Annotated in this window: 18 protein-coding genes; 14 read left to right on the top strand and 4 right to left on the bottom strand. The window is 59.9% G+C overall.

Annotation, left to right across the window (positions count from 1 at the left end; genetic code table 11):
* The first annotated feature begins 1 nt into the window (after position 1).
* The 7 genes from carB (at position 2) to HMPREF3175_RS09195 (ending at position 10,026) form a co-directional block, all read left to right on the top strand.
* Complete coding sequence (gene carB, locus HMPREF3175_RS09225) at positions 2 to 3,298, top strand: carbamoyl-phosphate synthase large subunit (protein WP_070492207.1); 3,297 nt, start codon at positions 2 to 4, stop codon at positions 3,296 to 3,298.
* A 3-nt stretch (positions 3,299 to 3,301) separates the two neighbouring features.
* The gene (gene pyrF, locus HMPREF3175_RS09220) at positions 3,302 to 4,180 is read left to right on the top strand and encodes an orotidine-5'-phosphate decarboxylase (RefSeq protein ID WP_070492204.1); all 879 of its coding nucleotides are present in this window, start codon (positions 3,302 to 3,304) and stop codon (positions 4,178 to 4,180) included.
* 49 nt (positions 4,181 to 4,229) lie between these two features.
* Complete coding sequence (gmk, locus tag HMPREF3175_RS09215) at positions 4,230 to 4,817, top strand: guanylate kinase (protein WP_070492201.1); 588 nt, start codon at positions 4,230 to 4,232, stop codon at positions 4,815 to 4,817.
* Positions 4,818 to 4,946: 129 nt separating this feature from the next.
* Positions 4,947 to 5,219, top strand: coding sequence for a DNA-directed RNA polymerase subunit omega (gene rpoZ / locus HMPREF3175_RS09210; RefSeq protein ID WP_070492198.1), 273 nt, complete (start codon positions 4,947 to 4,949; stop codon positions 5,217 to 5,219).
* Positions 5,220 to 5,275: 56 nt separating this feature from the next.
* Positions 5,276 to 6,568 (top strand): bifunctional phosphopantothenoylcysteine decarboxylase/phosphopantothenate--cysteine ligase CoaBC, encoded by a 1,293-nt coding sequence (gene coaBC / locus HMPREF3175_RS09205; RefSeq protein ID WP_070492195.1) that lies wholly within the window; start codon positions 5,276 to 5,278, stop codon positions 6,566 to 6,568.
* Positions 6,569 to 6,612: 44 nt separating this feature from the next.
* Positions 6,613 to 7,815, top strand: coding sequence for a methionine adenosyltransferase (metK, locus tag HMPREF3175_RS09200; RefSeq protein WP_070492192.1), 1,203 nt, complete (start codon positions 6,613 to 6,615; stop codon positions 7,813 to 7,815).
* A gap of 36 nt (positions 7,816 to 7,851) precedes the next feature.
* Complete coding sequence (locus HMPREF3175_RS09195) at positions 7,852 to 10,026, top strand: primosomal protein N' family DNA-binding protein (RefSeq protein WP_070492189.1); 2,175 nt, start codon at positions 7,852 to 7,854, stop codon at positions 10,024 to 10,026.
* 6 nt (positions 10,027 to 10,032) lie between these two features.
* Here HMPREF3175_RS09195 and HMPREF3175_RS09190 read toward each other — a convergent pair whose 3' ends face one another.
* Positions 10,033 to 10,998 (bottom strand): alpha/beta fold hydrolase, encoded by a 966-nt coding sequence (locus HMPREF3175_RS09190; RefSeq protein ID WP_070492186.1) that lies wholly within the window; start codon positions 10,996 to 10,998, stop codon positions 10,033 to 10,035.
* Between the two features lie 58 nt (positions 10,999 to 11,056).
* Here HMPREF3175_RS09190 and HMPREF3175_RS09185 point away from each other — a divergent pair, with 58 nt between their 5' ends.
* A complete protein-coding gene (locus tag HMPREF3175_RS09185) occupies positions 11,057 to 12,988 on the top strand; it encodes a glycerol-3-phosphate dehydrogenase/oxidase (RefSeq protein ID WP_141742523.1) in 1,932 nt (643 codons plus the stop codon).
* 55 nt (positions 12,989 to 13,043) lie between these two features.
* Here the strand turns inward: HMPREF3175_RS09185 and HMPREF3175_RS09180 are convergent, their stop codons facing one another.
* Positions 13,044 to 13,841, bottom strand: coding sequence for an NUDIX hydrolase (locus HMPREF3175_RS09180; RefSeq protein ID WP_070492183.1), 798 nt, complete (start codon positions 13,839 to 13,841; stop codon positions 13,044 to 13,046).
* Between the two features lie 299 nt (positions 13,842 to 14,140).
* On the opposite strand from HMPREF3175_RS09180, the gene glpK reads away from it, so the two are divergent.
* The 6 genes from glpK to holA all read left to right on the top strand — a co-directional run bounded on the left by glpK (position 14,141) and on the right by holA (position 24,094).
* Positions 14,141 to 15,673: a glycerol kinase GlpK gene (gene glpK / locus HMPREF3175_RS09175; RefSeq protein WP_070492181.1), complete on the top strand. Its 1,533-nt coding sequence runs from the start codon at positions 14,141 to 14,143 to the stop codon at positions 15,671 to 15,673.
* A 134-nt stretch (positions 15,674 to 15,807) separates the two neighbouring features.
* Entirely contained in the window at positions 15,808 to 18,297 is a 2,490-nt protein-coding gene (gene leuS, locus HMPREF3175_RS09170; RefSeq protein WP_083289543.1) for a leucine--tRNA ligase, read from the top strand.
* 77 nt (positions 18,298 to 18,374) lie between these two features.
* Positions 18,375 to 19,301 (top strand): DegV family protein, encoded by a 927-nt coding sequence (locus tag HMPREF3175_RS09165; protein ID WP_176745154.1) that lies wholly within the window; start codon positions 18,375 to 18,377, stop codon positions 19,299 to 19,301.
* Positions 19,302 to 19,511: 210 nt separating this feature from the next.
* Positions 19,512 to 20,339, top strand: a complete 828-nt coding sequence (locus HMPREF3175_RS09160; RefSeq protein ID WP_052048318.1) for a helix-hairpin-helix domain-containing protein — start codon at positions 19,512 to 19,514, stop codon at positions 20,337 to 20,339.
* 346 nt (positions 20,340 to 20,685) lie between these two features.
* Positions 20,686 to 23,013 (top strand): ComEC/Rec2 family competence protein, encoded by a 2,328-nt coding sequence (locus tag HMPREF3175_RS09155; RefSeq protein WP_176745153.1) that lies wholly within the window; start codon positions 20,686 to 20,688, stop codon positions 23,011 to 23,013.
* 46 nt (positions 23,014 to 23,059) lie between these two features.
* Positions 23,060 to 24,094 carry a DNA polymerase III subunit delta gene (gene holA / locus HMPREF3175_RS09150; protein ID WP_070492175.1) on the top strand — a complete coding sequence of 345 codons (1,035 nt, stop codon included), beginning with the start codon at positions 23,060 to 23,062 and terminating at the stop codon, positions 24,092 to 24,094.
* A 144-nt stretch (positions 24,095 to 24,238) separates the two neighbouring features.
* Here the strand turns inward: holA and rpsT are convergent, their stop codons facing one another.
* Together rpsT and HMPREF3175_RS09140 are read right to left on the bottom strand one after the other, a co-directional pair.
* On the bottom strand, positions 24,239 to 24,499 hold the full coding sequence (rpsT, locus tag HMPREF3175_RS09145; protein WP_035755205.1) for a 30S ribosomal protein S20: 261 nt from the start codon (positions 24,497 to 24,499) through the stop codon (positions 24,239 to 24,241).
* A 253-nt stretch (positions 24,500 to 24,752) separates the two neighbouring features.
* Complete coding sequence (locus HMPREF3175_RS09140) at positions 24,753 to 25,385, bottom strand: type II toxin-antitoxin system PemK/MazF family toxin (RefSeq protein ID WP_070492172.1); 633 nt, start codon at positions 25,383 to 25,385, stop codon at positions 24,753 to 24,755.
* Positions 25,386 to 25,546: the final 161 nt, after the last annotated feature.

Here is a 25,546-nt window from a genome sequence, read left to right as displayed (position 1 = left end):
CATGCCAAAGCGCACTGACATTTCATCCGTCCTTGTCATCGGATCAGGCCCGATCGTGATCGGCCAGGCCGCCGAATTCGACTACTCAGGAACCCAAGCGCTACGCGTCCTCAAGGAAGAGGGCGTGCGTGTGATCCTGGTGAACTCGAACCCGGCGACCATCATGACCGACCCTGCGATGGCGGATGCGACCTACGTCGAACCGATCACCCCGAACGTAGTCGCCAAGATCATCGAGAAAGAACGCCCGGACGCGCTTCTGCCAACCCTGGGTGGCCAGACCGCACTCAACACCGCGATCGAGCTCGATAAATCCGGCGTGCTCGCTGAATATAACGTTGAGCTGATCGGCGCGAATATCGAAGCCATCGAACTCGGTGAAGACCGCGAGAAGTTCAAAGGAGTTGTGGAACGCTCCGGCGGCGAATCAGCCCGCTCAGCGATCGTTCACACCATGGAACAGGCCTTCGAGGCCGTCGAGGAACTCGGCTATCCGGTCGTGGTCCGCCCGTCCTTCACGATGGGTGGGCTTGGCTCCGGAATGGCCTATAACGAAGAAGACCTACGCCGCATCTGCGGTGCCGGGCTTCAGTATTCACCAACCAGTGAGGTGCTCCTCGAGGAGTCCATCCTCGGCTGGAAGGAATACGAGTTCGAGATGATGCGCGATAAGAACGACAACGTGGTTGTTGTGTGCACCATCGAAAACTTCGATCCGGTGGGTGTCCACACGGGTGACTCGATCACCGTGGCACCAGCTATGACGCTGACCGACGTCGAGTATCAGAAGCTGCGTGACATCTCGATCAACGTGATCCGTGAAGTCGGTGTCGACACGGGCGGTTGCAACATCCAGTTCGCAGTAGACCCAGCAACCGGCCGCGTGGTCGTGATCGAAATGAACCCACGCGTCTCGCGTTCCTCGGCCCTGGCGTCCAAAGCCACCGGCTTCCCGATCGCAAAGATCGCCGCGAAGCTCTCGCTGGGCTATACCCTCGATGAGATCCCGAACGACATCACGCAGAAAACCCCGGCGTCCTTCGAACCGGCTCTTGACTATGTGGTTGTGAAGGTTCCGCGCTTCGCGTTCGAGAAGTTCCCGGCAGCTGATGCCACACTGACCACTACCATGAAGTCGGTCGGTGAAGCGATGGCTCTGGGCCGCAACTTCACCGAAGCGCTGCAGAAAGCGATGCGTTCGCTTGAGCAGAAAGATGCCGAGTTCAGCTTTGAGAAGCCGGACGAAGCCGAGATCGCTCAGCTGCTGGCCAGCTCCGAGCGCGGCTCAACCGAACGCATCTATAACGTTCAGCGCGCCCTGCTAGGTGGTGCGAGCATCGAACGCGTCTACGCCTCTACCGCGATCGACCCGTGGTTCCTCGATCAGTTGCAACTGATCAACGAGGTTGCACAAGAGATCGCAGCTGATCAGGACCTCGCGCCAGAGACCCTGCGTTTGGCTAAACGTCACGGTTTCTCCGATGCCCAGATCGCTAAACTCTCACACCGCCGTGAAGACGTTGTGCGCGGCATCCGGCAAGCACTCGGCATCCGTCCGGTGTATAAAACCGTGGACACGTGCGCCGCTGAGTTCGAGGCGTTCACGCCATACCTGTACTCCTCATATGATGAGGAATGCGAACTCGAACAGCACGATAAGCCATCCGTGATCATCCTCGGCTCCGGGCCTAACCGCATCGGGCAGGGCATCGAGTTTGACTACTCGTGCGTCCATGCGACCATGGCGCTGCGCGATGCCGGCTATGAGACGGTCATGATCAACTGCAACCCGGAGACCGTCTCAACCGACTACGACGTCTCCAACCGTCTGTACTTCGAACCGCTCACGCTTGAAGACGTCTTGGAAATCATTCAGGCGGAGCAGGCTACCGGCGGCGTTCTGGGTGTCTACGTTCAGCTCGGCGGGCAGACCCCGCTCAAGCTCGCCGCAGAACTCGAAGCCGCAGGAGTTCCGATCCTGGGCACGAGCCCAACCGCGATTGATCTTGCCGAGCACCGCGGTGAGTTCCAGCGCGTGCTTGATCGCGCGGGGCTGACCGCGCCGAAGAACGGAACCGCCGTATCCTTCGATCAGGCCAAGAGAATCGCGGACGAAATCGGTTACCCGGTTCTGGTCCGCCCGTCCTACGTTCTGGGTGGCCGCGGCATGGAGATCGTCTATGACGAAGCCCAGCTGGCAACCTACGTTGAGAACGCGACCGAGATCACCGCTGATCATCCAATGCTCGTGGACCGCTTCCTTGAGGACGCGATCGAGATCGACGTTGACGCACTCTTCGATGGTAGCGATCTGTTCATCGGTGGCGTCATGGAGCACATCGAAGAAGCCGGTATCCACTCCGGTGACTCGGCGTGCACCCTGCCGCCAACCACGCTTTCGCAAGAGACCCTCGATCGGGTCTCGGCAGCAACCCGAGCTATCGCCGAAGGCGTTGGCGTGCGCGGCCTGATCAACATCCAGTTCGCTCTCGCCTCCGATGTCCTCTACGTCATCGAAGCGAACCCACGCGCATCCCGCACGGTCCCGTTCGTCTCGAAGGCAACCGGTGTTGAGCTCGCTAAAGCCGCCGCACTCATCGGTGTGGGCGCCACCATCGCCTCGATGCGTGGCGGGATCCTGCCAGCTGAAGGCGACGGCGCGTCCTTACCGATGGGCTCAGCGATCGCCGTCAAGGAGGCAGTCCTGCCGTTCGCCCGCTTCCGGACCGAGGATGGCCGCGCGGTCGACTCTCTGCTCGGCCCGGAGATGAGGTCCACAGGCGAGGTCATGGGTATCGACAAGCACTTCGATACCGCTTTCGCGAAGTCCCAAGCCGCCGCCAACAATCCGTTGCCAACCGAAGGTAAGGTCTTTGTCTCGGTAGCTAACCGCGATAAGCGATCTGTAGTGATGCCGGTCAAGCTCTTGGCGGACCTCGGATTCGAGATCGTCTCCACGGGTGGCACTGCCGATGTGTTGCGCCGCAACGACATCAAGGCGACCGTTGTGAACAAGGTTCACGAGGCTGGGAATGAGCGTTCGATTGTCGACCTCGTCACTGACGGTGAGATCGCGATGATCATGAACACCCCATCCGGTGGTGGGGATTCCCGCTCCGATGGCTACGAGATCCGCGCCGCGGCTACCTCTGTAGGTACCCCGATCATCACAACCGTTGCGGAATTCAGCTCAGCTGTCATGGCGATCGAGGCGCTACGGACCTATCCGTGGGAGGTTGCAAGCCTGCAAGAGCATGCCGTACGTCTCGCCGCGATCCGCGCAGGCGAAGAAGGCTAAGCCATGACAACGGGTAGCACCGAGCCGTTCGGTTGCCGGCTAGCTCACGCCCTTGAGCGCTACGGCAAGCTGTGTGTGGGGATCGACCCACATCCTTCCACACTCAAGGACTGGGGGCTCGCCGATTCCGCTGACGGCGCGCTCGAATTCGGTTTGGCCGCAGTGAAAGCCGCAGCCGGCCGAGCCGGGATCATCAAACCGCAGGTCGCCCTGTTTGAGCGGTTCGGTTCTGCGGGCTTCGCGGCTCTTGAACGAGTCCAGGCCGAGGCGAAGGAACAGGGAATCCTTGTTCTAGCGGATGCCAAACGTGGCGACATAGGCTCCACGATGGCCGGCTATGCCCAAGCCTGGCTGGATCCTTCCTCACCATTGGTTGCCGATGCCGTAACGGTCTCCCCATATCTCGGTGTGGGGGCGCTCGGCCCGGTCTTCGATGTGGCCGCCGAATTCGGCGGCGGTGTATTCGTGCTTGGGTTGACGTCCAATCCGGAAGGCGCACGCGTTCAACACGCCGGCGGAAGCGACTCCGCGGCACGCCGCGTCATTACCGATGTCGCGGACATCAACGAACGGATGCGCAAGGCTCAGACTCGGACGCAGGCCGAGACAGTAGCACCAGCGCTTGGTGACGTTGGCCTCGTTGTTGGCGCAACGACAGGCGATGCGGCACGCAACCTCGGCATCGACCTCGCTACCGGTAAGCCGCCACTTCTGACCCCAGGCTATGGGGCGCAAGGTGCCACCGCATCGGACCTCGCAGCAGCCTTCGGGGATGTGTGGGACCAAGTGGTCGTTCCGGCGTCACGATCATTGGCCAAACCATATGCGATGGAAGCCGCGATCGAATCCGCACAAGAGGACCTCGCTACAGCAATCAACTAAAATCAGTGGGGCTAAGGCCCTACGATTCCCTTGCAACGGAGGAATGTCTATGGCACAGGCTGAAACCCAAACGAACCCTACGCGGGTCACGGTGCTGGCTGGACCGACCGCAGTAGGGAAGGGAACCGTCTCGACCTTCATCCGGGAAAACTATCCTGACGTGTGGCTTTCGGTGTCTGCGACAACTCGGCAACCGCGCCCAGGCGAAATCGATGGGGTGCACTATCAGTTTGTATCCCCTGAAGAGTTCCGCCGCATGATCGATGCCGGCGAGATGCTCGAATACGCGATCGTGCACGGGCAGAACACCTACGGTACCCCGCGGGCATCGGTTGATGCTGCTGTTGCCAAGGGTAAGCACGTTCTTCTGGAAATCGATCTACAGGGTGCCCGGCAGATCCGCGAAACCCTGCCTCAAGCGCGTTTCGTGTTCCTGGCCCCTCCATCCTGGGATGAGCTGGTCGCACGGCTGATTGGCCGCGGTACAGAAAGCGAAGAAGAACAGAACCGTCGGCTTGAGACCGCCAAGAAGGAACTTGCGGCTGAAGCCGAGTTCGACCACACGATCATCAACGACGAGGTCGAGCGCGCGGCAGCCGAACTCGTGCAGATCATGGGGATCGAGCCCACTCATTGACGTTTGCGTTGCCGCGAAGTCTGAAGCCGCGGCCGCAAGGTTGTAGAATTATAGTTTGCACCTCACGGTGCTCTCGAGAAGAGACGGCGCTGTTGACAAGGCCTGTCAATATCAATTCAAGGAGACTTTGTGTCTGAAGAACTGCCAGGTATCACCGACCCTTCGATCGATGAACTGCTGACCCACGTTGATTCCAAGTACGCGCTGGTGATCAATGCCGCCAAGCGTGCCCGCCAGATCAACGCATACTACTCGCAGTTGCACGAGGGACTGTTCGAATACGTTGGCCCGCTGGTTGATACCCAGCCGAACGAGAAACCGCTTTCGATCGCGTTGCGCGAATACAACGACGGCCTCCTGGATGTGAAGCCTCTCAACGAGACGCAGCAAGCCGCTGAATAAAGCCCTGCGCTCAGTGGCGTAGATAGCGTACCGGTTGAGCGAGATAGGGGATTGGTATGGCTCGGATTGTCGTAGGCGTTGGCGGGGGTATCGCCGCATATAAAGTCCCGGGCTTGGTGCGTGAGTTCACCGAGGCCGGTCATCACGTTGATGTGATCCCAACCGAGTCCGCCCTGAACTTTGTTGGTGCCGCAACCTGGGAAGCGTTGTCTCACAATCCGGTGAGGACCTCAGTGTTTGAAGCCGTCGATGCGGTCAACCACGTACGCCTAGGCCAAGAAGCTGACCTCGTGGTGGTAGCGCCTGCCACCGCAGACCTTCTAGCCCGTGTGGCTGCAGGTCGCGCCGATGACCTGCTGACTGCCACCATCCTAACCACAACATCACCGGTGTACATGGCCCCGGCCATGCACACGGAAATGTGGCTTAACCCCGCAACGCAAGCGAACGTATCGACTCTGCGTAGCCGCGGAATTGCCGTGCCTGACCCAGCGGTAGGCCGGCTCACGGGCAAAGACTCCGGGCCGGGCCGTCTCGAAGAAATCCCGGTCATCGCGCAAGAGGCACTCGCGTTGCTCGATAGCGCCACCCCACACGCCGGCGAGGCACCTCTTGCGGGCGTCCGGGCGCTTGTGAGCGCAGGTGGCACGCGTGAACCGTTGGATCCGGTGCGTTTCCTCGGCAACCGTTCTACCGGCCGTCAAGGGGTCGCCGTGGCGGAGGCTTTGCGCGATGCCGGCGCCGAGGTCGAGCTCGTCGCAGCTAACATCGAAGTTCCGGCACCCGATGGGGTAGAGGTCACCTCTGTGACCACGGCAGCCGAGCTGGAACAAGCGATGCGTGCATCTGCTAGCGAGGTTCACATCGTTGTCATGGCTGCTGCAGTAGCTGACTTCAGGCCTAAAGAATATGTGGGCAGCAAGATCAAGAAGAACCCGGAAGACGATTCCGCGCCCGTGATCGAGCTGGTCCGCAATCCGGACATCCTGAAAGGGCTGGTGGAGGACCGGCGCTCACGGGCTAAGGATCGGCGCGCGCCGGAGCAGGGTGGTCAGCAGGCCAGCGCTTCACAGGATGCGGACCTCCTGCCCCGCCTCATCGTTGGTTTCGCCGCGGAGACCGGCGATGAGAACGCAAGCGTTCTGGAATACGGCAGAGCCAAACTTAAACGCAAGGGTGCGGATCTTCTCGTCGTGAACGAGGTGTCGGAAACGCGTGGGTTCGGCACACCAGACAATACGGTCGCCGTGCTTGCCGCCGACGGCGAGGACGCCGGTGAGGTTTCAGGCTCGAAACGTTATGTTTCTGAATTTATCGTGGATGCGATTGTAAAGCGCTTGGCGCGCTAAAGTCCTGGGTAGATCGCTGAAGCACTAAAGAATCGATAATTGTTATGTTTACTTCTGATAGTTTGCGGCTTTTCACCTCGGAATCCGTGACGGAAGGTCACCCGGACAAGATCTGTGACCAGATTTCCGACGCGATCCTGGATGCGCTCTTGGATAAAGACCCTGAGTCTCGTGTTGCTGTTGAGACTTTGACGACCACGGGGTTGGTTCAAGTTGCCGGTGAGGTTACGACTGACGCCTACGTTGAGATCCCCCAACTTGTGCGCGATACGATCCTTGATTTGGGCTATGACTCCTCCGCGAACGGTTTTGATGGTGCCCGCTGCGGGGTGAATATCTCTATTGGGCAGCAGTCCCAAGAGATCGCCTCTGGTGTGTTCTCGTCTCTTGAAGAACGGCTTGGGAAAGCCAAGGATCCGCGTGATGCTCAGGGCGCTGGTGATCAGGGCATCATGTTCGGTTATGCGACCAACGAGAATGATTCTTTCATGCCGACCCCGATCCATTTGGCGCATCGGCTCTCGCAGCAGTTGACGCGTGTGCGCCGCGACGGGGTGTTGCCGGGCCTTCGCCCAGACGGTAAAACGCAGGTCACGATCGGCTATGACGGGAACAAGCCTGTCTCTATTGAGTCTGTGGTGGTCTCAAGCCAGCATGCCGAGGACTATGACTTGGTTTCGGTTCAGTCTGATCTGCATGATTTTGTGGTCAAGCCGGTTCTTGCGACCGAATCGTTGGATTCATCCAATGCCGAGGTTCTGTTGAACCCTTCGGGTAAGTTCATCATCGGTGGCCCGGTGGGCGATGCGGGTCTGACTGGCCGCAAGATCATCGTTGACACCTATGGCGGTTTCGCTCGCCATGGTGGTGGCGCGTTCTCTGGTAAGGACCCATCGAAGGTTGACCGTTCGGCGGCTTATGCTGCACGTTGGGTAGCTAAGAATGTTGTTGCGGCTGGCTTGGCTGATCGAGCTGAGATTCAGGTTGCGTATGCGATTGGGCAGGCCGCCCCGGTTGGTCTCTATGTTGAAACGTTCGGTACCTCCCAGGAGGATCCGGTCAAGATCGCTAGCGCGATCCGTGAGGTTTTCGATCTGCGTCCACTCGGTATCATCGAGGACCTCAACTTGAAGCGTCCGATCTATCGGAAGACGGCCGCGCACGGCCATTTCGGTCGCCCGGACCCTGATTTCACGTGGGAGAACCTGGACCGGGTTGATGCGCTCAAGTCGTATTTCAACCTCTGATTCCCCCATCTAGATCGTGTTGAGCTGGGAGGCCTGTTGACTGAATCGCCAGACGGCGTTTTATTCGACGCCTCCCAGTTCCGTACTCCGGCTGGTGTCACAGACGCGAAGCCGAAGAAGCCCTCTCAGAAGAAGCCTCGTATTGGCGCTGATCAGTACGCTGAGCATCTCCCGTATGCTCGGGTTCTGGTGGATACCCCGGTTCCGCATCTTGACCGCTTATTCGATTATGCGGTGCTGAAGGAGCAGGATTCCGATGCGGTTGCCGGTGCGCGTGTGCGGGTGGTTTTCGGTGGGCGCAGGGTTAACGGTTATATCGTGGAGCGGGTTGCCCAGTGTGATCCTGAGGTCACCCCTAGGCCGCTCACGACGGTTTTCTCACCGCTACCTGTTTTCTCTTCTGAGGTGCGTTCGCTGTGTGAGGCGGTCGCTGACCGGTATGCCGGTACGGTGGCCGATGTTGCGAAGTCTGCTGTGGTTCCTCGTATTGCCAGGATAGAGAAGGAGCCTTGGGATGGCCCGGTTGAGCTTCCGCTCGCTTGCCCTGATACTGCTCGGTGGGCTAAGGCGTGGGAGGCAGAGGACCCTGAGGCGTGGTTGCTCACTGAGTTGTTGGCAGGTGAGGCTCCCCGGGCTGTTGTAGCGGTCACCCCAGGGGAAGCAACGGCGGAAGCCACGGCGCAGACCACGGCGGATGCTGCCCTGCACAACCAGTCGAGTGATACACCGCATCACATCGAGGGCTGGGCGGTGCGCTTGGCAACAGCTGCGGCGGCAACGCTGGCTTCGGGTCGAGGCAGTGTTCTGGTGGTCCCGGATGCCCGAGATCTTGATGCTGTGACGCGTGCGCTGGATGCTGTGGTGGGTGCGGATGCTTATGCGCGGCTATCGGCTGAGGACGGCCCGAGCGCTCGCTACCGGTCCTTTCTTGAGGTGGTGACGGGGCAGAGGAGGATTGCTGTGGGTACGCGGTCTGCGGCTTTCGCTCCGGTGTGGAACCTGGGTTTGGTTGCTATGTGGGATGACCATGATCAATCCCATGTTGAGCAGCGCGCCCCGTATCATCATGCCCGCGAGGTCCTTTTGTTGCGTGCTCAACACAGCGGTTGTGCGGCTGTCTTCGCGTCCTTTGCTCGTAGCTCTGAAGCGCAGCGGCTTGTTGAGACCGGTTGGGCCAAACCATTAGGTGCCGCTCGTCCTGTGTTGCGGGACCGTACCCCGTGGGTCAGGGCGACCTCGGATAGTTATGAGTCGGAACGGGACCCTATTTTCCATTCGGTCAGGCTCCCTCGTTTAGCTTTTGAGGTTGCCCGTGCCGGGCTTGAGTCCGGGCCTGTTCTGGTTCAGGTGGCACGCACCGGGTTCATTCCCTTGTTGCGGTGTCAGCGCTGCAGAATGCCTGCCCGCTGCCGGCAGTGTCAGGGCCCGCTGCAGTTTTTGGGAGCGAATGATCCTGCGCCGACGTGTGGCTGGTGCGGCTTGATCGAGCGCGCTTTCGCGTGTGAGGAGTGTGGTGGCCGGAGTTTGCGTGCAGGCCATGTTGGGGCACAGCGAACGGTTGAGGAGTTCGGTCGGGCATTCCCGGGAGTACCTGTGGTGCGTGCGACTGGTGCGGATGCACTCCATCACGTGGATGCTAAGCCTCAGTTGGTGATCGCAACACCGGGTGCTGAGCCTCTCGTGGATGGTGGCTATGCGGCCGCGTTGCTCTTGGATGCCGATGCGATGCTTGCCTCCGGTGGGTTGCGTTCGGGGGAGGACGTGGCGCATCGGTGGTTTGCTGCTGCAGCTTTGGTGCGTGGGCGCGAGGCAGGCGGCCAGGTTGTTCTAACGGGCCACCCTTCGCCTCAGGGTAGGGCTTTAGTCCGGTGGGATCCGGCTGGGCTGGCCGCCCAGGAGCTCGCGGAGCGGGCTGAGGTGGGTTTGCCTCCAGCGGTGCGCACGGCGTCGTTGTCTGGGCCGCGTGAGGCCGCGCAGCAGTTCTGCCTCGACATCCAGGCCGTGGATGGAGTGCGCGCTGTAGGGCCAACGCCGGTACAGGGCAGCTCCGAAGACGGCGTTACGGATACTGCCGAGCAACGGTGGCTGTTGTTCTTCGACTACGCGGCCGGACCCACCGTAACGCACGCGCTACGGCGACGTAAGGCACTAGGGTCGCTGCGGCGCGACCCCAAAGTCACGGTCCGGGTCGACGACCCAACCGAGCTCTAGCCTCACCTATTCGGGCCTGCCGAGCCACGCGCGTATCGCTCTTGCCGCGGCACGTGGGGTTTCATAGTGAATCAGGTGACCCACCTGCGGAATCATCACGAGCCGCGCGTTGGGAAACAGTGCTTCGAGCGCTGTCTGGCTTGCCACCGTGCCGAGCGGATCCCCGGCCCCTGCGATCAGCAGTGTCGGCGCATCGACCTCGGCGGCGGCATCGAGCACCGTGGTGTGCACCGAGGATTCATAGGTTTCCAGTAGCACTTCGGGGCTTGCGAAGCCGCTCATATATGCCCGATGCTGATGCCTGACATACTCCCTCGTGGCCTGATCACGGCTTGTGGTCATGGTGAGGCTCGCCCCGTCAACGAGTGCAGTGGAGCTCAATACCGCGGTGCGCCAGCGCGCTGGAACCCGGGTCCCGAGCTCATAAAGCAAGCGGGTTGCCTGGGTCAACACGATGTGGCGGCCTGCCAGCGGCGGCTCGGAGATCGGGTTGATCAGGATGAGCTGCCCGAAACGCCCCGGATTGGCGGCCATATAGGTTGAGGCGACGACCGAGCCGAACGAGTGGCCGAGCAGGACCGTCTCAGCATCCAGCTCGAGGGCATCGATGAGGGCGTCGATGACTTCGTGAAAGCCTATAGCGCTGTGGCGTGCCTGTTGGGTATCAAACGCGCTAGAGACCCCGTAGCCGGGTAGATCCGGGACAATCCAGGTGTGCTCAGGCATTGCGTTGATGAGGCGGCGTAGGCCGTGATGGTCCCCGCGGAAACCATGGATCGCAAGCACCACACGAGATCCCGCAGCGCCTTGTTCACCTGATGCATTCTGCTGCGCTGGATACACCCACGTGCGCATGCGTGAACCGCATACCGTGAGGTCGAAATACAGCGAGTCCCGGTCATCGTCTAAAGGGCTTGCGGCGAGCGCGAGAGAGTCGGGGTACGGGTGTTTGGTGATGCTGGGTTTACTCACGTTTTAACCTTATGTGTCCAGTAGGTGTTATTGCGGTTTTCGTCTGAGGTTGCGCTTGTTGCCTGAAGTTCATCCGGGCAAGATGGTCGGTATGCATTCCAAGGACCACCACGCCGATACTGATCCAGCCGGCTCTGCTCCAGCCTGCTCCGCTCCACTTACTTCATCTGGGCTCGGCTCTGCTCCGGTAGATCCATCATCCTCGCTTGCTCCACCATTGAATCTAGCAAGGGGTAGGCATGCGGCGGGGACAGCGCCGGTGCGGGCCTCGGTCCAGCGGATCGCGCAGCGTCCGGAAACCGATGTTTTGATCCTTGGTGGCGGTATCAACGGCGCGGCAGCGGCGCGTGAGTTGGCGTTGCAGGGCATCGACGTTGTGCTAGCGGAAGCTCATGACTTCGCATACGGGGCAAGTGGCGCATCCAGCCATATGATTCACGGCGGTATCCGTTACTTGGAGTATGGCGAGTTCCGGCTAGTGAAGGAGTCGGTCCAGGAACGTAACCGTCTTTTGCGTCATGCCGGGCATCGGGTGCGCCCGTTGCCCACGTTCATTCCTTTGCGTACAACCCTCACGGGTCTTTTGAATGCTCCGCTACGTTTTCTCTTCAAGGACTATCGCGGCGTCCCGGCTGAACGCGGGGCGTTGATGATCAAGGCCGGGCTTGTGCTCTATGACACATACTCCCGTGCGAGTAGGAAAGCGGCAGGCCTTAAACGGCATTCCTTCTTGCTGGGGCGTCAAGCTGTACGGCGCGCGTTCCCTGACCTGCGCCCAGATACTCGCTTTGTCGCGCAGTATCAAGACGCTCAGGTCGAAAGCCCTGAGCGTCTCATTATCGATCTGCTGAGTGAGGCCGAAGATCACGGGGCCCGCATCGCAAATCAGCTGGCGTTGACCGGCACCACAGCAAGCACTATCGATGCATCCGATGGGATCACGTTGACTGACCAGCTCACTGGCCAACACATCCAGGTTCGGCCCCGCGTCATCATCAACGCCACCGGTAGCTGGGTTGACCTCACTAACCGTGATTTGGGGCATGAAACCTCGTTCATGGGTGGAACCAAAGGTGCACACTTGGTTCTGGATCACCCTCAACTACTTGAAGCATGCCGCGGCGGCGAGATTTTCTTTGAACATCAAGACGGCCGCATCGTGTTGATCTGCCCCCTGGGCGAACGCGTACTCGTCGGAACAACCGACTTACCCGCGGACCCCGGGGAAGTACCCGAATGCTCCGATGAGGAATACGAATATCTGCTTGAGCTCGTCCAGGACATGTTCCCGACGATCCCGATCAGTGAGGAGCACGTGGTCCACACTTTCGCTGGGGTGCGGCCGCTACCGCGATCAAACGCTGACGCGACAGGCGCCATCACGCGTGACCACCACATCGTGCACCTGAGCCACAGCATGCGAGGGACCCGCAACGGTCGGGTAAAGAGCATCGAGATCCCGCTGTTGTGCCTTGTGGGTGGAAAGCTCACTACGTTCCGTGCGGTCGGGGAGCAGCTCACCGATCAGGCTCTGGATCAGCTTGACCGTGACCGCATCAGAACCACGCGCGGTCGGGACATCAAAGGGATGATCCGTGGTGATGACCCCACGAAGGACTGCGAAGCAGTGGTTGGTTCCACCTACGCCCGCGCTCTCGTTAAGCGCTACGGTTCGTATGCGAACGAGGTCGCAGACTTCATCGCACACCTCATCGACTCAGGAACAGATCCCGACGCTGCACACCCTCTTGCGCACACGCGGGAGTTGCTGAGAGGCGAGGTCGCGTGGATGGCGGAGCGCGAACACGCCACGAACGCCGAAGACATCCTCAGGCGCCGCACAAACCTGCGTTTCAATGGGATCGTGAGACAGGACACAGCCCTCAGCGTTGAAGCCGGTAAAGATACTGCGGCTCAAGGCGATGTGGGGGAAGATGCACTCGTGCGTGAGATCGAGGAGATCTTGGAGGCCAGTACGGCGCGGGCGTGAGGCCCCTTTGGCTTCACCGCCGAACTGGCACGAGCGTGACCGGCAGGGTCCCCACTTAGGGTGACTCAAGCGTGTAAAGCCTCGGCGGCCTGTGTTTGGTGCCCTCCAGGAATTCTGAGGTGGCTTTGATCCGAGGCTGGTTTTTGATGCTGCGTTGAAAGTTCCCAGGGTCCAGCTGTTGCCCCTGGATGGTTTCGACGAGTTCACGTAAGTCAGCGAGGATGAACTTCGATGGCAGGCTCGCGTGAGCGAGCTCGTCCAATTCGATTTCGCGCAAGGCTTGCCGGGCTTGAGCGATGATGTGGCTGTGATCGAAGGCCAGAGGCGGCAAGTCATCGATGTCCCACCAGCTTAGCCGTGGGTCCGCTTCAGCGACTTGATACGCGGCATCAACGTCATCCAGGCGCACCATGGACCAGTATGCAACCGTGACCACCCGCAAGCTGCCCACGTGCAGGGAATCCTCTGAGATGTCGGGAGGGAGCCCATCTTGCCCAGGGGTGCGGCGCTGGCAAGCGGCGCGATAGAGGCCGCCGAACGTGTGTAGCTGTTGCGGCTGATAACCGTTCAAACCGGTGACGCGGGTGAAGATCTCCGCTGCAGAATCATCGAGGGAAAGCGCAGCTTGAACCGGTGCCCCGGGGATCGCGTGGCGGCCGCGGAAGGGCTCACGTACCCGTTCTATGAGCGGAATCTGAATGCGATAGGGCAGTGCTTCAGAGTGGTTTTTGAGCTGAGAACTATCGGTGTTGTTGGAGTCTGCCGGCTTCTTGGAGAAAGCGAAAATGATCACCGAAACCGCCAGTTCGGGCTGGAGGTTACGGCGTTCAGTGACATTAGCCCAGGTGTGCATGCAAGCAACTCTACCTATATATTGTCATGCAAACAATTACATATTGCCGCCACGGCAGGTACTTAGTGTCACTCGCGCAATTAGTTATTGCCACCTATACAATTAGTTCCGGTCAGATGCACAATAAGTTGTTGTCGCGGCGACAGTAAGCGAATGTCACCCGGACAATTACTTATTGTCACTGCCGCAATAAGCAGGTTTTACTTTGCCTCGAAGCATGCCTGACGTCGCGCTCACCTCGCGCGCTCGCTACGATGCTTTGAGACTCTTAACAACCCACGCACATCATCGAGGGCTTCATGACACAAAAACTTATTGTGGCGATCGATCAAGGCACCACATCCTCCCGGGCTATCGCCTTCGATGAACGCGGTCAGCAGCAAGCAGTGGCGCAACGTGAACATCAACAGCACTTCCCCCTGCCAGGCTGGGTCGAACATGATGCGACCGAAATTCGGGACAATGTCACAGCCGTATTAGCCGAACTGTTGAATACCCTCGGGGAGAGGGCCAGCGCCGTCCAGGGAATCGGCATCACGAATCAACGCGAAACCATCCTTGTATGGGACGCCGCAACCGGCGAGCCCGTAACCCCAGCCATCGTGTGGCAAGATGCCCGCACCCAACGCATCGTCGATGAGATGGAAGAAGACGGTGGGCTCGACCGCTACCGCGAGGTCACAGGCTTGCCGCTAGCAACATACTTCTCCGCAACCAAGCTGCGCTGGATCCTCGATACAGACCCGCAACTGCAGAAACGCGCAGAAGCCGGGGAACTCCTTGCAGGAACCATGGACACCTGGGTCATCTGGAATCTCACAGGCGGCCCAGACGGAGGCCTGCACGTGACCGACGTGACCAACGCGTCTCGAACCATGCTCATGAACCTGCGCAAACAAGCATGGGAACCCAGCATCCTCAACGACTTCAACATCCCTGAAGCGATGCTGCCCCGCATCGTGACATCATCCGGGCACATCGGGCACATCAGTAGCGGTAACCCCGGGGCAGGCCTTCCCATCGCAGGAATCCTCGGTGACCAACAAGCAGCCCTCTTCGGACAAGCAGCGTTCAAACCAGGCCAAGCCAAAAACACTTACGGAACCGGCTGCTTCGTTATGTACAACACCGGAACCACACCGGCACGCAGCACCAAAGGCCTCTTGACAACGATCGCCTATCAGCTCGACGGTCAAGAACCCGTCTACGCCTTGGAAGGTTCCATCGCAGTAGCAGGCTCGCTGGTTCAATGGCTACGCGACAACCTCAAGATGTTCGAACACGCCCCACAGATCGAAGAGCTAGCGAGCGAAGTTGAAGACTCCGGCGGCTGCTACATCGTCCCGGCCTTCTCCGGACTCTACGCTCCGTGGTGGCAGCCCGAAGCCCGCGGTGTCATGACTGGGCTCACCCGGTACGTGACCCGCGAACACATCGCACGCGCCGTACTGGAAGCGACAGCCTTCCAAACCGCTGACGTTTTCGACGCCGCCGAAGAAGACGTTGACGGCAAACTCACCGAACTGCGAGTGGACGGCGGCATGGTCACCAATAACGTCCTGATGCAGTTCCAAGCCGACCTGCTCGGTGTCGATGTTCTACGGCCGGCCGTCACCGAAACCACGGCACTCGGTGCCGCTTACGCCGCCGGGCTCGCCGTTGGCGTCTGGAATTCACTGGACGAAATCGAGGAGAACTGGCAATTGGAGCGCACCTTCAGCCGTTCCATGGACCAACAAAGAGTCGAGCGGAAGAAACGCATCTGGCGCAAAGCCGTCCACCGCAGCTTCGACTGGGTTGATGAAGACGTCCAAGCCGATTCAGGAACCTGATACAGCCGTTATGTGACATGCACTAAACATGCAGAAACCCGTTTCACACGTAGAATAGGGAACTGCTTTGACTCCTGCCACACGCGCACGAGTTGTCTACGCACAAGCTGACCCACACAGAAGAGGAATACCAGTTGGCTCAGGCCCCTACGCCACAAGAGAACGCCACCTACGATGCGCACGCCATCGAGAAGCGCTGGGCGGGTTATTGGGAAGAAAACAACGTTTTCACACCAGCGGATGACGGCTCCCGCGAACGTAAATACGTCCTCGACATGTTCCCTTACCCGTCGGGGGACCTTCACATGGGTCATGCTGAGGCCTTCGCCATCGGTGACGTCGTAGCACGCCACTGGCTACACCAAGGCTACGACGTCTTCCACCCGATCGGTTGGGACTCTTTCGGCCTGCCAGCTGAGAACGCCGCGATCAAAAACGATCAGCATCCGGCCGAATGGACATATAAGAACATCGACACCCAGGCGGAATCGTTCAAACGGTATGCGATTTCCGCAGACTGGAACTCACGCCTTCACACCTCCGACCCGGAGTATTACCGCTGGACCCAGTGGCTATTCCTCGAGCTGTTCAAGCACGGGTTGGCCTACCGGAAGAACTCGCCAGTCAACTGGTGCCCTAAAGACCAGACAGTGCTCGCCAACGAGCAGGTAGTCGATGGCGCATGCGAGCGATGCAAAACCCCAGTCACTAAGAAGTCGCTGAACCAGTGGTACTTCAAGATCACCGATTTCGCTGACCGTTTGCTCGACGAGATGCCTGCGCTGGAAGGGAAGTGGCCCGAGCGTGTGCTTGCGATGCAGCGCAACTGGATCGGCCGGTCCCACGGCGCCAACGTGAACTTCGTGATCGAAGCCAACGCCGGTAAAGACGAACACACCATCGAAGTGTTCACAACCCGCCCCGACACCCTCTACGGCTCAACGTTCATGGTCGTTGCCGTGGACGCCGACCTCGCAGACCAACTGGTCACAGACGAACACCGTGCAGCGTTCGAAGAGTATCGGGAATCAGTCAAAGCCGCCTCCGACATCGAACGCCAATCAACAGAGCGCAAAAAGACCGGCGTGTTCCTGGGCCGCTACGCAACCAACCCGGTATCCGGCGCGTCTGTACCGGTGTGGGCCTCCGATTACGTGCTGGCTGACTACGGAACCGGGGCGATCATGGCCGTGCCGGCCCACGATCAACGCGACCTCGAGTTCGCGCTCGCCTTCGATTTGCCAGTGCGCACCGTTGTCGATACGGGGGAGGAAGACCCAGCCGTCAGCGGTGTCGCCACCGTTGGCGACGGCACCCTCATCAACTCCGGCCCGCTCGATGGGCTGAGCAAGCAAGATGCGATAGCTCAAGCCATCGACATCGTCGAGAAGGCCGGTACCGGGCATGCGGCCATCACCTACCGTTTGCGTGACTGGCTCGTTTCCCGCCAACGTTTCTGGGGTGCACCGATCCCGATCATCCACTGCGCATCATGCGGTGAGGTCCCGGTCCCCGAAGACGAACTGCCGGTGCGCCTGCCAGAGGATCTTCGCGGTGAACAGCTTGCGCTCAAGGGCCGTTCGCCGCTTGCTGGGGCCGAAGACTGGGTCAACGTGACCTGTCCTGAATGCGGTGGTCCGGCTCTGCGCGATACCGACACAATGGATACGTTCGTGGACTCCTCGTGGTACTACTTGCGTTTTGCCTCACCACAGAATGACCAGGCTGCTTTCGACGCCGAGGCCGTCAAACGCTGGTTGCCGGTTGATCAATACGTCGGCGGTGTTGAGCATGCGATCCTGCACTTGCTGTATTCACGCTTCATCACCAAGGCGCTACAGAGCTTCGGCTACCTCGATTTCAGCGAGCCGTTCACAGCGTTGCTGAACCAGGGCCAGGTTTTGAACCAGGGCAAGGCGATGTCCAAGTCGCTCGGCAACGGCGTAAACCTCGGCGAACAGCTCGATCAGTTCGGTGTGGATGCCGTCCGTTTGACCATGGTTTTCGCATCCCCTCCCGAAGACGATGTCGACTGGGCGAATGTTTCGCCATCGGGTGCTACCAAGTTCCTGGCACGTGCCTGGCGTATTGCCCAAGACGTGAGCAGCGCGGCAGGAACGGACCCGGCTGGTGGAGATCAAGACCTGCGTTCGGTAACGCACAAGATCCTCGCCGAATCGCTCGAGAATCTTGAGAACGGGAAGTTCAATGTTGTTGTGGCTCACGCGATGGAGCTCACCAACGCAACCCGTAAGGCCATCGATTCCGGTGCTGGCCCAGCGGATCCGGCTGTGCGCGAGGCAGCTGAGGTCATCGCATTGCTTCTGAGCCTCGTCTCCCCATACACCGCTGAGGACATGTGGCACATGCTCGGCCATAGCCAGCCGATTGCCCGCGTACCGTACCCAGCGGTGGATGAGTCCCTGCTCAAGGAAGAGACCATCACCGCCGTGGTTCAGGTCAAGGGTAAAGTCCGCGGCAAACTCGAGGTTCCGGTGGACATCTCTGAAGAGGATCTACAGGCCCGGGCGTTGGCGAACCCGGACGTTCAGCGGTTCTTGGGGGACCAGCAGATCCGCAAGATCATTGTCCGCGCCCCTAAATTGGTTTCGATTGTCGTTTAATGTCTGACCGTTTGCCATCCTTTACGCGAAGGTTGCCGCTTTCTTCCGAGCGGCAACCTTCGCGAGGACAGCCTCGTTTGGGCCACCGCATCGCCGCGTTGGCTCGCGCATATTCCGGGCGTAGACCCCGCACGTGGGTCATCACCGATTCCGCGGCAGGTTTGAGCGAAGAGGTTGTTGCTAGCTACCGCGGTTATCTCTCGGTCGTGCCGATGCATGTGACCGTTGGCGGTCAGGTGTATAACGATGGTGATCCGGACTTGCAGCGTGCTCTTGCGATGGGTTTTGCGCTTGGCCAGTCGGTTTCAACGTCCAGGCCCGCACCAGGGAAATTCCGCGAGGCTTACGATCATGCGGTAGAGAACGGTGCGGAGCGGATCATCGTGATCACGATGGCCGGCAGGCTCTCTAATACAGCCGATTCGGCGCGCCTTGCGGCAGAACAATGCACGGTTGAGGTCGATGTGATCGATTCCTGCAGCGCCGGCTTCGGTCAGGCACTCGCGGTAGTCTCGGCCGCCGATGCGGCAATGACATCCCGCGACCCCATTGAGGCCGCGGAACGCGCCATGGGTTCACATATCTGGCTCACCGTCCCGTCACTGGATGCGTTGCGTAAAGGTGGCCGAGTCACCCTCGCGGCTTCCGTTTTGGGTAATCTCTTGAGCATCCGGCCGATTCTGCGATTCGACGCGGCCGGAAGCATCAGTGTTTTAGACCGGATACGCCACACGGATCGCGCGTTAACCCGTATCTCTGAGCTCGGGATCGAACACGCCACCGGAGCGGCACCTGGGGATGTCCAGGTGGCGGTTCAGCATTTCGCAGCCGAAGAAGCCGCCATCGAAGTCGCCGATGCGCTTGAGCCCCATACGTCATGGCCCGTGACAATTTCGCCACTGCCATCGGTTCTGGCCGCCCACTGTGGGCCAGGCGCAATCGGCTTAGTAGTGCACCGAGTTGTGCACGAATCCAACCCAGGGAACCAGAATCTGGACAACTGAGGCACTGCGCTGAACGCCTCACCTGGAGTTCAGGGGTCAAGACCTTGCTTACAAGTCCTGGCCTGGAGCCCTGGGCTGAAGACCTGCGCTTGAGATTTGCCGTTGAGGCTCGCTCCGTAGGCGGCCGATCCACTATCCCCAGCGCTAGTGGCACCGGGGCCTCATCCACAGCCGCCGCATCGGGCTTGTGATTCTTCTTAGCCTGAGGGCATGAGCCCGCAACATCTACGCCAACCGAATGAGACAGATTCCTATGACGATTACGCATGGCTAGACGAACCACCTCGCCGCCCACTCCTTGGACGGTGGGGGATCGGCGCGCTCGCACTCGCTCTGTGTGTTCTGCTGGCTGTGCTTGGCTACCGCTTCTTCATTGCCAACAACGGTGCGCTCACATCAGCCGGCGTGGTCGCAGCTAACGGGCAAGCACCTGCACAGCCTGAAGCTGATTCTCGCTCGACACCTAGAGACGCCAGTTCCGGGCCGGGTAGTACAGATAGTCCTGACCACGCCCCCAAACAGGGGCCAGCTCAACAGGCCGCTGGCGGGCTTCTGCGGGTCCATGTTGTGGGTGCAGTGAAGAAGCCTGGCCTCTATGAACTGGATCAAGGTGCAATCACTGCAGACGCAATCAAGCAGGCGGGTGGGATGACCCGGGCGGCCGATCAAGCCGGCATCAACTTGGCGGCACCGGTCAACGATGGCGAACAAATTCGGGTACCACGCAAAGGTGAACACGCCAGCAACGGGCCTGTTAGCGGCGGTGGCGGGAGTGACGGTAGCGGCAAGACCGGCCGGCTCAACACCGGCGGGGGCTCCTCCGGACCAGGCGCCGGCGGGAAAATCATTGTGCGCATCAACTCGGCCAGCTCTGAAGAGCTTCAACAACTGCCAGGCGTTGGGCCAGCGCTCGCCCAAAGAATCCTCGACTTCAAGGCTCAACACGGACCGTTCCGTGGACCAGCAGATCTTGATGCGGTCTCCGGTATCGGGCCAGCGATCTTGAGCAAGATCGAGCCGATGGTCTCCTATGACTAGCGAACCACCTGCCCGATTAGGCGGCTATGCCGAACGCGCCGCCGTATCCTCAACCTCTCTCCATCCTCTAAAGCCATACCCTCAACGATCCCTCCAACCGTTAGCGCCAGCGCTTTTATCCGGTACTGCCGCATGCGTTGCGGTGTGCTGGGTCTATACGGTGCACGGCTTCCCACCCGGATTCGCTTGGGGAGCAGCCCTAACGTGTGCGGTGCTGGCCGGTGTCCTGTTCTTTGTGCTGCGCATGAGAACACATTCGGCGCATAGCCATCGCAGGCAACAGCGCCCGCGGCACCCTAGCTTTCGGGGCTCACATGCACTTTCTCATGCGATCCTGGCGTTGATTATGCTGAGCGCAACTTTCTCATCCTGCGCACTCGATGCTCAAGGCCGGCTGAACGCGCAAGCGTTCATATCGGATGCCCCGTTACAAGCCCGGCTCGAAGTCACGGAGGCCCCGCGGGATATTGGGCCATCAATGCTGACGCATGTTTCTGTAACGCCGTTAGTTCAGGCTGGCCCGAGCCTCAGAGAGGAAAGCAAGCCCCGCCACAATACGCCGAGATTCGAGGCCGTGATCTTTACGCCGAGCTCGCAGATTCCCGAGAACGCAGCGGTGGGTACACAGTGGACGGCGTGGATACGTGTGAAGGCTCACCGTGAACGTGCATCCGAACCCGTGTCCGTGGCTGTACTCTCGCCTCCGGTGGATGAGGCGTCCGCTCCCGCGGGGTTTAGCGCGTGGGTCAGAGCGAATCTGCAGAAGCTAGGGCAACGGTGGGGAGGCGAAACCGGCGCACTCATCCCAGGTCTGATTGTGGGGGATCGTTCCAGCCAGTCTGTAGAGCTGTCTGCGTCCATGGTCGTATCTGGGCTGAGTCATCTCACCGCGGTATCCGGGGCGAACGTTGCGGCGATGGTCCTCGTCGTGACCTCACTGTGTCGGCTTGTGCGGCTACGAGGTATAGCCCGCTATGCGGTGATCCTTGCGGTGATCATCACCTTCGCGCACATCGTGGGTCCTGATCCATCGGTCCTTCGAGCATGCATCATGGGCGCGGTGGGCGCCTTCGCAGTCACTGTTGGCAGACCAGCCGCCGCAATCGCTCTGCTAGCTCTGGCAGCAACAGTGCTTCTACTACTAGACCCCTGGATGCTGGTTGCACCCGCGTTCCAGCTCTCCGTCCTAGCGACATTCGGTATCTTGATCGGATCCCATCCACTTGCGCAACTGTTGCAAGGCCTCAAGTTTCCACGGCTCTTCGCCGAAGTCACAGCCGTCTCAGCTGCCGCAACCATCGCATGCACACCGGTCCTCGTGGCGATGGACCCTGCTCAATCCTTGTGGGTGGTCCCTATCAACGTTCTAGCGAGTCCCGCTGCCGCACTCGTTGGGCTCGCGGCTCCAAGTGTCATGTTGCTCGGCTGGATTCCCTGGCCGTGGGGCTGGCCATTAGCTGCATGTGTGGGGCTGCCGGCACACGTCATCACAATGCTGGCAGGGTTCTCAGCCGAACACGCACCCATGCATCACTGGCCGGAAATGCCGTGGGGTTTCTTGCTTGCGGCCATAACGTGTTGGGTTCTGCCCGCAACACTGCTGGTTCTTGCGCAACGCGCGCGGCCCGATGTTCTTCGGGCGTGGCTTTCGCACGTGCGTCTTGACCTCCAGGCCCGCCGCTCAGCGTCCACGATCGCAGCGGCCCCATCACCATATACAGGGCACCGTCAACCCGGGGTTGGCCACAGCCAGCGAGGGTTTAAACAAGGCCCACCCAAGTTTGGGCGGCGCCCTGCTGCGATCCTTCTCTCGGCTTCGGTCATCGTTTCTTTCGTGTTTGTTCTGGCGAGCTTCATCCGAGCACCTGACCCAGCCCTGAGCCGCGCTCAGGCTGGGGACATCCTGTTTTGCGATGTCGGGCAAGGGGATGCGCTCGCGGTGATAGGGGATGAGAACAACGCGCTACTGATCGATGCAGGGCCAGACCCAACACACATCGATGCCTGCTTGAGCCGAGCCGGCATCACCAAACTCTGCGGCGTGGTGATAACCCACCTGGACCTTGACCACGTGGGTGGGCTTGACGGCGCTCTCAACACGCGAGAACTCAGTGGGGAGGTCATCTATGGGACAGCTAAGAGGCGTCCTCCCGTCGAGCAGGCCCGGCGAGCGCTGGAAGGGGAGCAGATGACGTGCGGTCCGTGGAGCGTCGATGTGCTGTGGGCACCGCAGCAGGCCAGCAGTGAGAATGGTGCATCTGTCGTGACGCGTGCCCGCATGATTCACGGTGATGGTTTGGGGGTCGAATTGATCAACACGGGTGATCTGGAGTCCGAGCAAGCTCAGCTGATGTTGCGATCGCATAAGTTGGAACGATCTACCGGTGACCTGCGTGTTCTGAAGGTGGCCCACCATGGTTCGGCTACGGGTGGAACTGAGCTCATTGAAGAGTTTCAGCCTGACCTCGCGCTGATCGGTGTAGGCGCTGATAACGATTACGGCCATCCCCGCCAAGTCATTCTTGAGGCGCTGTATCGGGCGAATGTGAGCGTTCATAGAACTGATCAGGAAGGCACCATTATCGTCAGGCCTGTCTCAGGAACGGAAGAAGCTGATAACCGTGTGGGCGCGCAGGTGCTTCACGAGCGCTCCCCAGCAGGTAGCATTCGATAGGTAGAATCCGCGCTTTAGCGTTGCTCTATTCCGTTGAGGAGACACGATGACACCACCTGCCCGCTCGAAACGAGCCACCAGGTCCGCTGGTGGGCAGCGTGGTCCTAACTTCCGGTCAGCTGAACCGGCCCCGCTGGTGTTTCTTGACGGTGCCGATGATTATCAAGCCGCACGCGCTTTTGAAGTCGTCCGTTCCAAGGCCCGGGCTGCGGACCCGTCCATCGAGGTGACCCGGATCGACGGTGAGTCCTACGAACCTTCCCAGCTCATTCTCGCTTCGAGTCCGTCACTGTTTGGCGGTTCTCCGCTGATTGAAATCCACGGCTTGGAGAAGATGAACGAGGCCCTCCAGAAGGATTTGCTCAGCTATATTGAAGCGCCGCAGGAGGACGCTGTCCTTGTGTTGCATCATAGTGGTGGGCAACGCGGAAAAACGCTAGTCAACGTGTTGAAGAAACGCGCTAGTGTGATCGATGTTTCCCCTCTCAAGAAGGACCAAGAACGTCAAGACTTCGTGCTGGGGGAGTTCAAGAGTCTGCGCCGTAAGGTGGATCCTGAAGCGGTGAGGGCTTTAGTGGATTCGGTAGGTAGCGATGTAGCCGAACTGGGAGCCGCCGTGTCCCAGTTGGCTTCCGATATCGACGGACCCATTACCGTGGATGCGGTCACCACGTATTTTGGTGGCCGGTTAGAGACCACAGGCTTTGCGGTGGCCGATGCCGCTGTGGCAGGTAGGGGAGCCGAAGCAGTCAGTCTCTTGCGTTATGCGTTAGCTAGCGGACTTGACCCTGTTCCGCTGCTTGGCGCGATTGGCGGTAAGGTCCGGCAGATCGCGAAGGTAGCCGGCAGCTCCGCACCCGCAGGACAGTTGGCATCCGAACTTAAGATGGCGCCGTGGATGGTCAAGCAAGCGCAGGCTTCGGCGAGGCGGTTCTCTGCTTTCAATATCGCCAAAGCCGTTCAGTTGATCGCTGCAACAGACCACATGCTCAAAGGCGCTTCACGCAACCCCGAGTATGCGTTGGAACGCTGCGTTATTGCTATCTCTCGGATGGCGGCGGCCGGGCCGCGCGCTTCCTAAACCTCGCCACCCAGGTGAAGGGAGTGCGGCCGGGCTAGTGAATACCGAGCATTTTCGCCCGCAACACAAACCAGGGGCCCATCCGAGTGGATGGGCCCCTGGTCACGTATCCGGTGTTCTCACCGGTTACTCAAGGTTGATCGTTTAGAGACCGTTGACGGCCTGAGCGAGCTTCGACTTACGGTTTGCAGCCTGGTTCTTGTGAATAACCTTCTTGGTTGCTGCCTTGTCGAGCTTGCGGCTTGCAGCCTGAAGAGCTGGGATGGCGGCGTCCTTATCGCCGGCCTCAACTGCAGCGCGGACCTTCTTCTCGAAAGTGCGCAGTTCAGACTTGACCGCCTGATTGCGCTGGCGCGCCTTCTCGTTGGTAATGATGCGCTTCTTCTGCGACTTGATGTTCGCCACGTTGTTCCTTCGTGTTGAAGATGAATTGGGTCTGAGGGTTCCGTAGCTACCACGACTGAGAGAGTGGGGAACTGGGTCCGGTAGCTACGAGTGCCCGTCGACCACGCGCGGACACACTAGCGACCATCCTAACATTCATTGAGTGTTCATGCCGCATGAGCCGCACCACAGTGGCCCACGTTCGCTTGCGCTTGAACCGTGGCTTGGGGATCGGGCCTACCCCTCTCCAGTGACTCTCCAGTGACGCGCCCTTTTAATGGTGGCGGTTGTACTCGCTGATCACCAGGTCAAAGCGGCTTTTATCGAGAATCGCGCCAACACGACGGACCGAGTCAGGGTTGATGCGGATCACCCGTGAGATCCGCGCTTCGCTTGGTCTGCGTTCTTTATCCCACGCGCCTGAGCCGATGTCGACGAACTCGGCGTGATCGCGGCGGTCATCGTGGTCTTTCGAGGTCAGCATGAAACCGAGCATCCACGGACCATCCCAACCGGCAAGCAGAACGGGCCGGTCCTTGCCTTGACTGTGGTCCTCTTCATACGGGACCCAGGCCCACACGACCTCGCCCGGGTCAGGATTGCCATCGGGATGCGGATCATAGACCGCGGTGAGACGGCCCGTATAGTCGCCCGGATACGCCCCTGCAGTAACGGGTGCCTTATGAGCAGAGGCGTTGCGGCTCGAGCTCGACTGGCGCTGAGGCTGTTTCGAACTCTGCTGCTGTTGCGAACTCTGCTGCTGGTGCGAACGGGAAGGACGCGGGGAGGATGACGGACGCGGACCACGCGTTGATGTTTGGTCACCGCTTTGGGATGAGAGGAAACGTTTGATGAGCGGGCGCGCCACGCGTAGAAGCTGGGTGAAGAATCGGCCTTGGGAAGACATGCCCACTATTTTATGTCCACAGCCGCCCTCTTGATACTCAACTGATACTCAACGGCTCCGGTAGCCCCTTGCAGCCGAGGCGTGCATCGTGAGCTAGCTTCGTCTCAGGCTCTAGGCCTTATGAGATGCTACTGAAGCTCATGAGATACTAAGGGAGTTCG

Source organism: Arthrobacter sp. HMSC08H08, assembly GCF_001807575.1.
Taxonomy (GTDB): Bacteria; Actinomycetota; Actinomycetes; order Actinomycetales; family Micrococcaceae; genus Pseudoglutamicibacter; species Pseudoglutamicibacter albus.
This window is presented reverse-complemented; position numbering and strand designations above follow the sequence as displayed.